Genomic DNA, 15,147 nt, shown 5'->3' with positions numbered 1-15,147 from the left:
AAACCTCCTCGCCCCCTTCTGTGCTCATGTTATCGAGAACCGTCTTTTTCTCCGCCTTGTTTCTGTTGCTGCCTCTGTTGTCCGGCGTCTCGGCCAATGTCGTCGACCGCAGCGTTGCCGTCGTCAACGACGACACCATCACCCTCTCGGAGGTCAATGAATTCGGCCAGTCCCTGTTCAAGAAAGTAACGGACGAAGTACCGGCGGACCGACGGGAGGCCGCCTTGCAAGAGGCCCGGCTGGCAGTGATCGACAAATTGATCGAAAAGAAACTCATCATCCAGGAAGCCAAAAAACTTGGCATCCAGGTCAATGACCAGGAAGTGGAAACCGCGTTTCAGCGGATACTCGCCAACAGCAAAACCACGGAAGAACAGTTCCGCAAGGACATCGCCGCCGAAGGGATGAGCGAGAAACAGTACCGCGAAGGATTGCGGGAGCAGATCCTGAGTTCGAAGCTGATCAACCACGAGGTGCGCACCAAGGTGGTCATTGCCGACAGTGCCGTTCGCGATTATTACAACACCCACTACCTCTCCGTCGCCGAGGGCGGCGAGTACTATCTCCAGCAGATAGGATGCATATGGGGGACCGCAACTTCAAGCGGGACCACCCCGTCGCAGGAAGAGGCCAAGCAAAAGATTGAAAAAGCCCATGCGCTTGCATCGAAAGGAAAGGATTTCAAGGAATTGGCCAAGGAATATTCCGACTTGCCCTCTGCCACGGAAGGTGGCGACCTGGGACACTTTCAACAAGACGAGATGGCCTCCTTCATCCGCGATGCCGTTATTCATCTCAAACCCGGCGAGATCAGCCGGATTGTCGAGCACGATAACGCCTACCACTTTTTCAAACTCGTTTCCCACCAGCAAGGCCAAGCGGTCGCCCGGGAACCCTTTGACGAGGTCAAGGAGCAAATTCGGGAGAAGCTGTACCAGCAGGCTCTGGAGCAACGCTTCAAGGATTGGCTGATCTCCATTCGGGAGAAGGCCTACATCAAAATCCTCTGATTTTGCCAACAAATCGGATCAACTCTCTTTTTCGCAACAAACAAGCCCCCCGCATTCCTGGCTGGGATATTTACCATCCTTTGATCGATTGTATTGTATGAGCACTGAGGAGACTTCACCCCAACTCCCCGCCGATACGCCGCTTTCGGTGGGCGAACAACTTCGGCAGGCGCGTCGGGACAAATCGCTGTCCTTGGAGGAAGTGGCCGCAGCCACCAAGATCTCGCGCGCCACCCTGGAGGCGATCGAAAACATGGATTTTGGCCGACTGCCGGCCGATTCCTTCACCAGAGGCCTGATCACGCTGTATGCCGCCTTTCTGGAGTTGGACGGCTCCACGCTTGCCGCCCGCTTTTTCCTCGAACGCGACGGGGGCAAACGTCCTCAACTGACCCCCTTGCAGCAAAGCCTGCGCAGGAATCAGCTGACGCCGAAAAAACTGGCGGAGCCGGCCCATGTCTCCTCGGCCACCATCGCCAGCATCCTCTTTCTGCTGATCGTCTGTTCCTTCACCGCCTTCTGCCTCTACTTTTCCTGGAATCCCTTTGCCTTCCTGACCGACAAGCTCTTCCCTGCCACCGCCTCCACCAAGCCGCTCTTCCATCCCGCCGACCCGGCAACCAGCAACGGCGGTCAGCACAACAACGTCCAGGTCCAGGCATTTTTCAAGCAAGACAGCCGGGTTCTTGTTACGCTCGATCACAAGCCCGCTTTTGAACACACCTACCCCAAGGGCGCCAGTGTGTTGTGGGAGGCGGACAAGCAGATGTCGCTCGAATTTTTTCAGCCCGACAGTGCCGACTTGCAACTGAACGGAACCCCGCTTTCCTTTCCCGCCGGCTCCGGCGGCCGTTATCTGCTCCAGCTGCCCCCCGCACCTTCTTCCTCTGCCACTCCCGCTCGATGAATCTTGGCAGCACGTGCGGGATCGTTCTGCGCGTTGTTGACTACGGTGAGGCGGACAAACTGGTCACCCTCTATTGCCCCGACCTCGGGCGGGTGACGGGTATTGCCAAAGGCGCCAAGAAAAGCAAGCATCGCTTTGTCAACAAGCTCGAGGAATTCAGCCTGCTCCATTTTTTCTACCGGCCGCCGCGCGGTCCGGCGGGCTTGTTGCTGATCAGCGAAGCGGAACTTCTGGCCGCGCATGTGTCGCTGCGCATTGATTTTCGCCGATATGCCGCCGCCATGTACCTGGGTGAACTGACCCTGCGGTTTACCCGCGACAACGACCCGGACCGGCGGTTGTACATCCTGCTCAAATGGGCCCTTGCCGCCTTGGACCGGGGCAAGACCCCGCAGCAGATCGCCACGCTTTTCCACCTGCATCTGCTGGAAACCGTCGGCTACCGTCCCGAATTGGACCGCTGTGCGGCCTGTCATCAATCGGTGCTGGCACAACGCCGCTACATTTTCCTGCCCGGCTCGGGTTCGCTCCTGTGCGATGCCTGCGCCCAAGGCAAGACCAGCCATGCCCTGCGCCTGTCGGTCCAGACCATCCGGTTGCTGGCCAGCGCGCAGTCTTTCGAACTCGACCGGCTGTACCGCCTGCGCTTCTCCCAACAAGCCCTGGGCGAAGCGATGATGGCCCTGTACCATTTCACCCTCCATCTCCTGCAGCAGGATGTCCATTCCTGGCGTCTTCTCCGCCCGTTGCTGGACGGCCCTTCCCACCGGGATGTCCCGACTTCGGAGATGCCGGACGAAAAAGAACGAGCCGATCGGGACGGTTAGAGTCTCCGGCACGAGGCCGCGCCTATTCTCGCTGTTATTGTCAACAATTAGACAAGATGGCCCTTGACTGTGCCGGGGTTTTCATTTAATCATCGCACAATCCGTTGTTGTGCCGACGCGATTTTCCAGCTGCATGCCCGGAGAATCCGGGCAAAAAAATCGCACCCTTTTTTTGTCCAAGCCCGCAGTCACCTTATTCCATTTCTCAACCCACACGCGCCCTATGAACCGTTCCGGCCTGATCATAACCATTCTCATGGGTTGCCTTGCCGTTCTTCTTTGGAAAGTGGTCAATGCGCCCGACATGGAGCCGTCCTGGCCTTCGAAGATCCAAGGTTTTTCCTTCTCTCCCTTCCGGGCCGGACAGTCCCCCAGCAAGCGAATTTATCCGAGTGTTGAACAGATCGACCGGGATCTTGCCATCCTGGCCGGCGATGTTCACGCAGTGCGCTCCTACACCGTGGAGGACAACCTGGCCGAGATTCCAAGGCTGGCCGCGGCCCGGGGCCTCAACGTCACGCTCGGCGCCTGGATCACCGACGACACCGAGAGCAACGACGAGGAAATCGCCAAGCTGATCAAGGTTTACCAAGAAAACCACCGTAACATCATCCGGGTGCTGGTCGGCAACGAAGTCATGCTCCGGGGCGAGCAGACCGCCGACCAGATGATCAAGTATGTCGAAACGGTCAAGAAATCCGTCTGGGCGCCGGTGAGCATCGCCGAACCGTGGCATGTCTGGCTCCAGTATCCGAAGCTGGTCGAGCATGTCGATTTTATCGCGGTCCATCTCTTGCCCTATTGGGAGGGCATTCCGGTGGACGAGGCGGTCGATTACTGCGTGATGCGCTACAACGAACTCAAGCAGCGCTACCCCGGCAAGGAAATCGTCATCTCCGAGGTGGGCTGGCCGAGCGGCGGCCGCATCCGGCAGAAAGCCGTGGCCAGCCCGGCCAACCAGGCCAAATTCCTGCGCCGCTTTCTCGATGTGGCCGAAAAGAACAACTATACCTATTACATCATGGAGGCCTTCGACCAGATCTGGAAAAAGGATCTGGAAGGCGAGGCCGGCAGCCTTTGGGGGGTCTACAACGACGCGCGGCAGCCGAAATTCGAATTCATCAAGCCGGTCATCACCATTCCCCAATGGCGCGAACTGGCGACGATCAGCATCGGTTTGGCGGTTATCCTCCTGCTGTTTTTGTTCCGGGACAGCAGGGGCCTCCTCGACCGGGGACGCGGCTTTCTCGCCATCATCGCCTATGCCATCACGACCTTTGCCGTCTGGATGGTTTATGACTTCCAGCAGCAGTACATGACCGCCTCCACCCTGGTGGTGGGGGTCGTCCTCCTCTTTGCCGCCACCGGCGCCATCTTGGTCATCCTGGCCGAGGCGCACGAATGGGCGGAATCGCTGTGGATCAAGAAATGGCGGCGCCTGCCGCAGCCGACTTCGCTCGAAGCGGTGCCCGACGACGCCTTGCCCATGGTTTCGGTCCACGTACCCGCCTACAACGAACCGCCGGACATGATGATCGACACGATCAATGCCTTGGCCGCCCTTAATTATCCCCGATTCGAGGTGTTGATCATCGATAACAACACCAAGGATCCGGCCGTCTGGGAGCCGGTTGCCGCCCATTGCCAGACCATGGGCCCGCGCTTCCGCTTCTTCCATGTCGACCCGCTCTCCGGCTTCAAGGCGGGCGCCCTCAATTACGCCCTGCAGCGAACCGCCCCCGAGGCCGAGGTGGTGGCGGTGATCGACAGCGACTACATGGTCGACCCCGACTGGCTGCGGGCCCTGGTGCCCCAGTTCGCCGACGAGAATATGGCCATCGTCCAGGCCCCCCAGGACTACCGCGACGGCGAAGAAAACGCCTTCAAGGCCATGTGCCTGGCCGAATACCGCGGGTTCTTCCAGATCGGCATGGTCACCCGCAACGAACGCAACGCCATCATCCAACACGGCACCATGACCATGGTCCGGCGCAAGGTACTCGACGAGGTCGGCGGCTGGGCCGAATGGTGCATCACCGAGGATGCGGAACTGGGGCTGCGCATCTTCGAAAAGGGATACGCGGCCAACTATACTCCCTACAGTTTTGGCAAGGGGTTGATGCCGGACACCTTCCTCGATTTCAAAAAACAGCGGTTTCGCTGGGCCTACGGCTCGGTGCTCATTCTCCGCCATCACATGATGACCATGTTCGGCCTGGAGCCGACCCGGCTCACCCGGGGCCAGCGCTATCACTTCCTGGCCGGATGGCTGCCCTGGTTCGCCGACGGCATCAACATGCTGTTCAACATCCTGGCCCTGGGCTGGTCGTGGGGCATGATCTTCTTCCCCAACTACCTGTCCCCACCACCCATTGCTTTCGCCTCCTTGCCGGCGATGCTGTTTTTCTTCAAGAGCTTCAAGATGTTCTTTCTCTACCGCTCCAGGGTAACCGCCACCCGCCGGCAGAGTCTGGCGGCGGGGCTCGCCGGTCTGGCCCTGTCGCATACCATCGCCCGGGCCATGCTGACCGGATTCCTCACCAGCCGGATCGGTTTTTTCCGGACCCCGAAGAACGCGCAGGCCAACGCCATCATCAAGGCGCTGGGCGACGCCCGCGAGGAACTGCTGTTCGTTATTGCCCTGGCGCTGGCGATCGTCGGGGTTCTGCTGCGCAAGGACAGCGACATGCTCGACATTCGCATCTGGACCTCGGTTTTGGCCATCCAGGCCATTCCCTATGCGGCCTCGGTGCTGGTGTCCCTGATCAGCGGCATGCCCAAGCTGCCGGCCAAGCTGATCGGCGTAATGGCGCCGTTGCGGGGATTGAAGGAGGAATGATCAATTGGCGCGGATCAGTTCGAGCAATTCCTCGGCACTGATCCGCGAGCTGACATCGGCCCCCTCGAGCAGCGAGTTGGCCAGATCGCGCTTTTCCTGGTGGAGGCGCACGATTTTTTCTTCGATGGTGTTGGCAGTGACCAGCCGGTAGACGGTCACCGGCCGCTTCTGGCCGATTCGGTGCGCCCGGTCGGCGGCCTGATCCTCCACCGCCGGATTCCACCAGGGATCCATGTGGATGACATAATCGGCGGCGGTCAGATTCAATCCCAGGCCGCCGGCCTTCAGACTGATCAAAAACAGGTCGCCCTCTCCTGCCTGGAAACTTTCCACCTGTTCCTGACGCTCCTTGGTGGGGGTGGCGCCGTCCAGGTACTTGTAGGCGATTTTCTTCTCGTCGAGAAAATTCCGGATCAAGGCCAGATGGCCGGTAAACTGGCTGAAAATCAGGGCCTTGTGGCCGCTACCCAGCAGTTCCTCCACCGTTTCCGCGAAGACCTGAAGCTTGGTTGAGGGGATGTCGATTTGTTCGTTGATCAGCCTGGGGTTGCAGCAGGCCCGCCGCAATCGCATGATCTCCGCCAGAATGCGCAGGTGGCGGCCTGTTTTCTCGCTGCTGCCCTCGATATTCTCAATAGCCTGCTGCCGCAGGGCCTCGTAAAACCGCATCTCCTCGTCCTGCATCTCCACCCGGAGGGTAATCTCGGTCCGGGGCGGCAATTCCTCCAACACCTGCGACTTGATCCGCCGAAGCATGAAGGGCCGGATCAGCTTCTTCAGGGTGCGGCGCGCCTCCCGGTCGTGATATTTCTCGATGGGAATGCCGAACCGCCGGTTGAACTGCTTGTAGGTGCCCAATAGGCCGGGATTGATGAAGCCGAAGAGATTCCACAACTCCCCGAGGTGATTTTCAATGGGCGTGCCGGTGGTGATCAGGCGGAAACGGCCATCCAGACGCATGGCCGCCTTGGACCGCTTGGTTGCCGCATTCTTGATCGCCTGGGCCTCGTCCAGCACGATCGACTGCCACCTGACCTGGGCCAGCAGCTCGATTTCCTGCTGCATCAAGGTGTAGCTGGTGACGAGCACGTCGAATTTCCCCAGGGTGGGGATGATCTCGTCCCGGTTCGACTCGGAAAACATGTGGAAGGCAAGCGTTGGCGCGAAACGGTGTACCTCGGCCTCCCAATTCATGCACACCGAGGTGGGGGCCACCACCAGAGACGGGCCCTGATGGGCCAAACTGAGGATCACCGCGATCGATTGCAGGGTCTTGCCCAGCCCCATGTCGTCGGCCAGGCAGGCGCCGACCCCGAGATGCGCCAGTTGGCTCATCCAGACGAAGCCTTCCTTCTGATAATCACGTAACTCGGCCTTCAGGGTCGTGGGAACCTTGGGGGTCAGCTGTTGGGCTTCGGCAATGGCCTGCAGCCGCTGCCGCCAGCCTTGATCGGCCTTGGTCTGAGCCTGGTGGGTGAGTTCCTCCAGGGCGATGGCCGCCAGCGGATGGATCTTCACCTCCAGTTCGTTGCCCGGCTGGCTGGTGCCGTAAAGGATGAGTTCCTCCAATCGATTGCGGAACTCCTGGGTCAGGGCCAAAAACTGCCCCTCGCCCATGGGGATGAAGCGGCTTCTGGTTTCGCGGACCTTGTCCAGCAGGGTCTTGAGCTCGATCACCTCGTCCTGATCGATCTTCAGTTGGCCCGAAAGTGAAAACCAATCCTGCTGGCTGGTGCGGATATTCAGGTTCAGCTGGTTGATCCCAGCCTGGCGGCGAACCGCCAGTTTTTCCCCTTCCGGCCACTCCAAGACAACCTTATCCCTGATCTCCTCGATTTCCAGCAAGACCTGCAGGCATTCCTCGGGGTCGACCAGATGCCACTCCCGCTTGTTCTCCTGCTCGAAATCGATCGCCAGATCGAGAATGGGACACGATTCCTCGATCTCCCGTGCCTTCTGCTCCTCCAGCCGCAGGTTGCGTTTGGTCCGCAGCCGCTTGCCGTTGATTTCGCACACCAGATTCGCCACCCCGACCCCGGGCTTGAGATAGGGGCCGCCCTCCCCGAACGGCCGGACAAAGAGTTCGATCCGGAACCCGCTACCATAGGGGATGATGTGCATGCGGATGGTGGAATCGCTTTCCACCAGCTCGGCGGCGATTTCCTCGCCCGGGACTTCGATGGCCGAATGGACGGTCATGAAGGAGGCGATGTTGCCGATGGCGTCCAACAGTTGGCGGCTGGCGGCAAGCGGGACGAGCAGGCCGTCGCGACCGGTTATTTCAGCGACCTTGCGGTGTTCCTCGCCAATGCGGATGATGCGGAACCGGGTAGGGGTCTCGGGCCAGACCGCCACCGAACCATCGCCGATGTCCTGGAAAAAATGAATGAAGAGCGACTCGCCCCGCCGTTCGACCACCAGTTCGGGTTCGCCGGCAACGATCTCGACCGGGGTCTGGGGAGAGCGTTTGAGAAAAACCAGGGGATGGCCGACCAGGGCGGGCAAGGCCCGTTCCGGATCGAAGACATGGCCTCCGTTCTTGGCCCCGTTTTCCTCCATGGGGATGAGTGCGGCGCAGATGGCCCGATCCTGGCCGGTCAAATAGTCGATCTCGCGATCCAACAGCAGCCGTTGCAGGGCAATGCTCCGGCCCTTGGTCCAACCGCCGGCGGCCGAGCGCTTCTGCTCCCTGGGACTCAATTCCAGGGAGCCGTTCGCATGTTCGACCAGCCAGCACAAACGGGTGGATCGCTCCGGTTCGCGAATCCGGCTGGTTACCTCGATCAACTCCTGCAGGCTCTGCTTCCAAGGCGCATCGGGCGCGACGATGTGGGTCAGGAAGCGGCAGTTGAGTTGTCCGGCCAGATCCCGGGCGCATTCGTGCATGCCTGCCTGGGACGAATCCAGAGTGGAGAGCAATTCCGCCGATTCCATCGCCACCCAGAAAAAACCGCTTTCGTGCGCCCGGAGGTGCAGACGCAGCAGCATTTCCTGGAAATCGACGGGTACTTCCACACCCATCCAATGCAGGGCCAACAGGGCGATCAGGGAGCTCAGGCTGCGGTCGTCGGCCGCCAGTCCCTCGGTGAGGGCCAGCATGTCGGGGAGGGTTTCTCTGTTTGCACGGAGAACCGCGTCAAGAAAACGAAACGGCACCTCCTCGGCACAGCCGCGGTGGCAGCGCTCCAGCACCGTGGCCACCGCCTCCCGGGCGCGATCGCGGTCGCCCTCGCCCTCGCGGGCCAACAGGGCAAAAATGCAGAACAGGCCGGTAATACCGAAAAAAAAGCAGGGCTCCGTGCCTGCATACTGCTGCAAATGGCGGAGGTCCTCCGCGAAAAGCTCCAGGGCCAGACCGGTGTCGCCGGTGAGGAAGGCCTCGGCCCCCGCGAACCCTGAACCGAGGAAGGAGTCGCCGTGCCGTTCCAACAGGGACCGAAGATCGTCCAGACGGCCCTGCAGCAGATAGGCGCCGGCCAGCAGACGGCGAAAGGGAATCCGCTCGTCCGTCGGGACGGTCTGGGCCTGTTCGTTTTCGAGATAGGCAAAAATGGCGGGGAAACGGTGCAGGCGCTCCAGCGAATACCGGACGACCTGATCCAGGAGAAAAAACTGGAGCGAACCGGGCAGAGCGGTGAACCAGTCCGGATCGAACGCCCGGGCGGCCACGAGTACCGCCGGCGGCTCAATATCCAGATACCGGTGGCATTCCCGCTCAAGAAACTCCAAGGCCTCGTCCAGCTTGTCGAAATTCTGGCCGTACAACCCGATACGGAATTGCCGCAGGGCCCGCCAGCACCTGGTCGGCCATTTGCCGTGCATGTAATCGACCGGTGCGGATTTTTCGATCAGGGAGGCCAGCCGGGCAAATCGTTTTTGGCTGATGGCTTGTCGGGTCAGCAGTTCCGCCAATACCGGTGGGCATTGATTTTTGGCGTTCAGAAACCCCTTGTTCCGCAACCGGACGACCATCTCTCCGATTTCTTCGTTGGTGGGGCGGCGATCCCCGAACAGCGAAGGATCGAGCCCGACCAGACATCGGCCAAGAAATCCTGCGGAAACGGGTTCATAGACAATGGAAACAAATTGCAGCAGCAACTGCTCCGCTGCGGGAAGGGTGGCGACAGCCTGGAGCGAGGCCATCTGATCGAGTGGAGGACCGGGTGGTGCCGATGGAAGAGGTGTGTTCGATGCTTTCACAACGCCTTTTTTCCGCTTGAAACAACATGCTGAAAATCAACGGGGCACTCTTCTTCCCCTGCGGTTCCTGGCGTTTCCCCGAGTGCATCCCAAATAATCCCCCATAAGCCTGGTATCCAGCGACCGATCCGGCCAGGGGATATGGTCACGGACGCGCTGTTCTTACTGCAGCATTCTGGCATTGGTCCAGATGTACGCCTCTTTTCTCAACTGTCCGAGCCAGTCGGCCATCAGGATATTTTTCTCGACCTCATGCAGCTGCTGCTCCAGCAGACGACGTTTGGTGGCATCCATCTCGCCCTTGCCCTGGCGGGAATCAAGGATCTGGTACAGATAGAAAGTAGTGCCAACAGCAATCACTTTCTCGGGAAAGACGTCCCTGCCCACGCGGGAAAAGGCATCCTGCCGGATGTTTTCGGGCAGAGCGCCGGTGGCGCCGCTCCGTTTGAGATAGTCGCTTTCATTGCGCGGCAGACTCGCCGGCCATGCTTTCTGCTCCCGGGCCTTGTGCAGCAGTTCCTCTGCCGCGGCTTTGGCCAGATCGACGCTTTTCTCTTTCTTGTAATCGGCGATCGCCTGATCGCGGACCGCGGCCAACTCCGGCACCACTGAATCCTTGGCGTCCTCGACGAAAAGGATGGCATAGCCGCTGGCAGTTTCCACCAGGGAACTCAGCTCGCCCTTGCGCAGGCCGAAGGCCGCCTGGACAAAGGCGGGATCTTTGGCCATTCCTGCCGCAGGAGGTGCTTCCTGGGTGAAAAAGTCGGTTTTCAGGACCGGACGGGCGCCGGGAGTTTCGCTGTACTTGGCCATGCTGCCGGCTCTGATGATGGCTTCATAGGCGGACGAGGCCTCTTTGAAGGTGATCGCCTTCACCCCTTTTTGCTCCAGCGCCTTGCGAATGGACGGCGTCGCCTCCGCCAGGGTCTGCGTCTTGGCGGGCACGACCTCCTCGAGCTTGACGAGATGGAAACCAAACGGCGTTTCCACCACGTCGCTGACCTCGCCTTTCTTCAAGGCAAAAACACTGTCCTCAAACGGCTGCACCATCTGGCCGCGGGCAAAAAAACCCAGGTCGCCGCCCTTGTCCTTGGTTGCATCCTCGGAGAACTGGCCGGCAAGCTTGGCGAAGTCCTCACCGGCCCGAATCCGGGCCAGCACCTTGTCGGCCTGCGCCTTTTTGGCGTTCTTGGTTTCCGGGGAATCCTCGGCGGTCACCCTGAACAGAATGTGCCGGGCTCGCCGCTTTTCGGGCATGTTATAGGTCGCGGCATGCTCCTGGTAATAGGCCTTGATCGCCTCTTCGTTGACCGTCACCTGTTTAAGATCGTCCTCGAATGGAAACGCAAGGTAGAGCAACTCGCGCTGGGGAGCGGTCTTGTACTTGTTCTTGGCGGTTTCATACCAGGCGGCCAGGGTCTCGTCGGTCACCTGGACCTGGTCGATGTAATCGTCGCTCTGCACCGAGCCGTAGGCCAGCTTGATATCCTGTTCGATGTAATCGATCCAGTTCGCCACCTCCTGCTCGGGCACCACGGCAAATGAATCGATGGCCTTGAGCACGCGGGTGGTAAGCAAGTCGTTGCGAATGCCGGCCTCGAACGATGAGGGAGAAAGCCTGTTCTGCTCCAGCACAGCCTTGTAATTGGCAAGATCGAACCGGCCATTGACGTTGAAGACCGTCATCTCCTGGATCTTGCGCTGGATGGCTTCCTTGCTGATCAGGATCCCCGCCTTCTCGGCACCCTGCCGCAGCAGTTCTTCTTGGACCAACCGGTCGAGCACCTGTTCCTTCAGCTCCGCACCCTGCAGCAATCCGGGAGGAAGCTGGCCGCCGAACTGCTGCTTGTAGGTCTCGACCGTCCGTTCGTAATTCTGCTGGAAATCGCGGTAGGGGATCTCCTTGCCGTTGACCACGGCCAAGGCGTTGGGGTTGTCCTTCATCTTTCCCCCAACCCCCCAAAAAATGAATACCAGGGCGATGATGACCACCATCGCTTGAACGACGACCGATTGCGCATTCTTTCTAAGTATATTCAGCATGATAAATACAACCTCTCGAACGACCCGACGGTATCCTGATTTTTTGGAGGGCGCATTATGTTCAATTTGACAGCAAGTTACCAGAGAAAAATGAACCTAAAAACCGACAAAACAGCGGCTGAATCGCCATTCAAAAAAAACAGGGTGTTTGCTTGACAAAGCACCCCCCCTATAGTAATAAACTGTGGATTTTTTAGATCAGGCTTCCATTACTCACCATAGTTTAACCACACTGGCCAAGGAGGAAACATGGCAACTATTGAGCACAAGGGTAAATCCTACGAGGTAGACGAAGACGGCTTCTTGCTGAAGGGCGCTGAAGAGTGGGATGAGAACTGGGTTGACTACGTCAAGACCGTTGAAGGTATCGCCGACATCACCGACGAGCATCAAAAGGTCATCGACGCCCTCCAGGAGTACTACAAGAAGAACGGTATTGCTCCCATGGTTCGTATTCTCTCCAAGACCACCGGTTTTCCGCTGAAACGCATCTATGAGCTGTTCCCGTCCGGACCCGGCAAGGGAGCCTGTAAGATGGCCGGCCTGCCGAAGCCTACCGGTTGCGTCTGATCGACCAGTTGTCGTTTTTCGTACAAAAAAGGCTGCCTTTTCAGGCAGCCTTTTTTATTTTCCACAATTTTCGGGCGGACCAATCAAGCGAAGAAACGCCGCCCCGATCTGCCTTAGCCTTTTTTCAGAACGACATTTCCAGGAAATGGGCGTGGAATCGGCTCAGGTCCGCCCCGCATTTCCCGCACAAAAATTTCACTTCGCCGAAAATCTCGGTGGTATTGTCATCCGGAGTGAACGACCCGTCGCTGTTTTGCTGGTAATGGGTTGTCACCAGGACATTTTCGGCAATTTCAACGAAATGCTTGCCATTGCCGCACTGGTGGCAGACAATACGTCCGGCGGGCTCACCGGTGGGAACGTGGACTTTTTTCATATTTATTTTCAGTAGATAGATTAAGACAACTCAAACCTTATGTCCCGCGTGCCGAGGCCGCGGCTCAGGCCCCATAACGGATCACCAGAGGGCCGGTTTCTCCCAAGGGTTCTTCCTCATGCCAGTCGACCCGGGTGACCATGGCATAGGGTGAACCGATCGACAGCCAGGCCAGCAGGACATCCACCCGGGAGGCCTCTCCTTCGCACAGCACCAGCACCGTGCCGTCGGATTGATTCCGAACCCAGCCGGAAACCCCGAGCCGACTCGCCTCCTGGCGGGTGCATTCGCGAAACGCAACCCGTTGCACCCGGCCGTGCACGGTTGCCCTGATTCGTTTGCGGCTCATCGTTCCTCTCCGTTGCCCCCATTGACCAGTGCGAGAAACTCCGCCTCGGACAGAATCGCCAGCCCCAGCTCCTCGGCCTTGCGCTTCTTGCCGCCCGCCTTGTCGCCGACGACCACATCCGTCACTCTCTGGCCGATGCCGGTGGCCACCTGGCCGCCGTGGGCCTTGACCAACTGTTTGGCCTCCTCCCGAGAGAGCGTCTGCAAGGTGCCGGTAAACAGAAACACCCGGCCATCCAGAAAGCTTTGCCGGGGCGCCTCGGCCCGCACCACCACGCCCAGGCCGGCAAGCTGCTCGACCGTTTCGCGGTTCTCCCGATCCTGGAAATAGGCGACCAGCGACTCCGCCGTTTGCTCGCCGATCCCGTCGACCTGCAGCAGTTGCTCTTTACCGGCCGCCATCAACTGGCCCAGATCGGCAAAGTGGCGGGCCAGCAGGCCGGCGGTCACCTCGCCCACATGCCTGATGCCCAAGGCGCCGATCAATTGGCCCAACCCCAGAGTTTTTCTGTCCGCAATGGCCTGCAGGACATTTTGGGCCGATTTCTCGCCCCAGCCGTCGAGGGCGGCCAACCGGCCGGGATCGAGGCGGAAAAAATCGGGGATCGTGCGGATCAAGCCTTCGCCGATCAACTGTTCAACGTTCTTTTTGCCCAGGCCCTCGATATCCAATCCGCTCTTGCCGGCAAAATAAATCAGTTTCTGGAGATTCTGGGCCGGACAATAGCGATTGCCGCACCGGATCACCGCTTCGCCGGGAACGGTTTGCAGGGGTGTGCCGCATTCGGGGCAGGCCGAGGGAAAGACGACCGGCTGCTCGCGGCCGCTGCGCTGTTCGTCGATCACCTTGACGATTTCCGGGATGACATCGCCGGCCCGTTGCACCAGGACCGTGTCGTGGACCCGCACATCCTTGCGTTCGATTTCGTCCCGATTATGCAGGGTGGCCCGCCTGACCATCACGCCGTTGACCTCGACCGGCCGCAAATAAGCCACCGGGGTCACCGCGCCGGTCCGGCCCACCTGGAATTCGACCGCCTCGACCATGGTGGTTGCCTGCGCGGCCGGAAACTTCCAGGCCACGGCCCATCGGGGGGCACGTGCGGTCGCGCCCAGGCGCTGCTGCAAGTCCATGGCGTCCACCTTGACCACCATGCCGTCGATCTCGTAATCCAGCTCGTGGCGAAGGGCCGCCAGGTGCCGGTAACGGGCCTCGACTTCCTGCCGGTCGTTGCAAATCGTGACCAATTGGTTGACCGGAAAGCCGAGTTTGGCCAACATGGCCAGCATGGACTTCTGGCCGGACGCCGCCAAGGCTTCCGGGTTGCCGACCCCATAGACAAAAAAGGCCAGGGGCCGGCGGGCGGTGATTTTCGGATCGAGCTGGCGCAGCGAGCCGGCGGCGGCATTGCGCGGATTGGCAAAGGGTGCCTCCCCTTCCAGTTCGCGCTGCCGGTTGAGCTGGGTAAAGGCTTGCTTGGGCAGAAAAACCTCGCCCCGGACCACCAGTTCGTCCGGCACTGCCGGCAAACCATCATCGGCAAGAAGCCGCAGCGGAATCGTGGCCACGGTTTTCAGTTGGGCGGTGATATTCTCGCCGACCAAGCCGTCGCCCCTGGTGGACCCCGCGGCCAGCAGGCCCTGCCGGTACACCAACTCCACCGCTAGGCCGTCGAGCTTCGGCTCGATCACATACCGGAGCGGCTCATCCGTTTTCAGATAGCGCCGCACCTTGTCCTCGAAGGCGGCAAACTCGTCGGCACTGAAAATATTGTCCAGGCTGAGCATAGGCGAAACATGCTCGGCCGGGGTAAAGGTTTCCAGGGGAAGGCCGCCGACCCGGTGGCTGGGCGAATCCGGGGTGACCAGTTCCGGATGCGCCGCCTCCAACTCCAGCAGCTGCCGGAACAGGGCATCGTACTCGCCATCGGCAATCACCGGATCGTCGAGCACATAATAGCGGTGGCCATGGAAGCGGATCTGCTCCCGCAACCGTTCCAGCCGATCGGCCATCTCCTGGTTCATGC

10 protein-coding genes are annotated in these 15,147 nt (G+C 59.8%); 6 read left to right on the top strand and 4 right to left on the bottom strand.

From position 1 onward, the window contains the following. Positions 1 to 26: 26 nt before the first annotated feature. The 4 genes from RMR13_RS08435 to RMR13_RS08420 all read left to right on the top strand — a co-directional run bounded on the left by RMR13_RS08435 (position 27) and on the right by RMR13_RS08420 (position 5,583). Complete coding sequence (locus RMR13_RS08435) at positions 27 to 1,010, top strand: SurA N-terminal domain-containing protein (RefSeq protein ID WP_310600197.1); 984 nt, start codon at positions 27 to 29, stop codon at positions 1,008 to 1,010. Between the two features lie 97 nt (positions 1,011 to 1,107). Further along, positions 1,108 to 1,917 carry a helix-turn-helix domain-containing protein gene (locus RMR13_RS08430; RefSeq protein WP_310600196.1) on the top strand — a complete coding sequence of 270 codons (810 nt, stop codon included), beginning with the start codon at positions 1,108 to 1,110 and terminating at the stop codon, positions 1,915 to 1,917. Continuing rightward, a complete protein-coding gene (gene recO / locus RMR13_RS08425; protein WP_310600195.1) occupies positions 1,914 to 2,744 on the top strand; it encodes a DNA repair protein RecO in 831 nt (276 codons plus the stop codon). Before RMR13_RS08430 ends, recO begins: the two co-directional genes overlap by 4 nt. A gap of 223 nt (positions 2,745 to 2,967) precedes the next feature. Continuing rightward, on the top strand, positions 2,968 to 5,583 hold the full coding sequence (locus tag RMR13_RS08420; RefSeq protein WP_310600194.1) for a glycosyltransferase: 2,616 nt from the start codon (positions 2,968 to 2,970) through the stop codon (positions 5,581 to 5,583). Here the strand turns inward: RMR13_RS08420 and RMR13_RS08415 are convergent, their stop codons facing one another. Beyond that, positions 5,584 to 9,726 carry a DEAD/DEAH box helicase gene (locus tag RMR13_RS08415; protein WP_310600193.1) on the bottom strand — a complete coding sequence of 1,381 codons (4,143 nt, stop codon included), beginning with the start codon at positions 9,724 to 9,726 and terminating at the stop codon, positions 5,584 to 5,586. It lies immediately after the preceding gene. 219 nt (positions 9,727 to 9,945) lie between these two features. Continuing rightward, entirely contained in the window at positions 9,946 to 11,826 is a 1,881-nt protein-coding gene (locus tag RMR13_RS08410) for a SurA N-terminal domain-containing protein (protein WP_310600192.1), read from the bottom strand. A 249-nt stretch (positions 11,827 to 12,075) separates the two neighbouring features. Between RMR13_RS08410 and RMR13_RS08405 the strand changes: the two genes are divergently transcribed. Beyond that, positions 12,076 to 12,396, top strand: a complete 321-nt coding sequence (locus RMR13_RS08405; protein WP_028318708.1) for a TusE/DsrC/DsvC family sulfur relay protein — start codon at positions 12,076 to 12,078, stop codon at positions 12,394 to 12,396. A gap of 151 nt (positions 12,397 to 12,547) precedes the next feature. Continuing rightward, positions 12,548 to 12,787, top strand: coding sequence for a hypothetical protein (locus RMR13_RS08400; RefSeq protein WP_310600191.1), 240 nt, complete (start codon positions 12,548 to 12,550; stop codon positions 12,785 to 12,787). A gap of 49 nt (positions 12,788 to 12,836) precedes the next feature. On the opposite strand, the gene RMR13_RS08395 is transcribed toward RMR13_RS08400, so the two are convergent. Together RMR13_RS08395 and ligA are read right to left on the bottom strand one after the other, a co-directional pair. Continuing rightward, complete coding sequence (locus RMR13_RS08395) at positions 12,837 to 13,121, bottom strand: acylphosphatase (protein WP_310600190.1); 285 nt, start codon at positions 13,119 to 13,121, stop codon at positions 12,837 to 12,839. After that, positions 13,118 to 15,145, bottom strand: a complete 2,028-nt coding sequence (gene ligA, locus RMR13_RS08390) for an NAD-dependent DNA ligase LigA (RefSeq protein WP_310600189.1) — start codon at positions 15,143 to 15,145, stop codon at positions 13,118 to 13,120. The genes RMR13_RS08395 and ligA overlap by 4 nt, the downstream gene beginning before the upstream one ends. Positions 15,146 to 15,147 lie beyond the last annotated feature (2 nt).

Origin of the sequence: Desulfobulbus sp. (assembly GCF_031547805.1) — a bacterium.
Lineage (GTDB): Bacteria > Desulfobacterota > Desulfobulbia > Desulfobulbales > Desulfobulbaceae > Desulfobulbus.
Note: the sequence above shows the minus strand (reverse complement) of the source record. Positions and strands in the feature narration are given on the sequence as shown.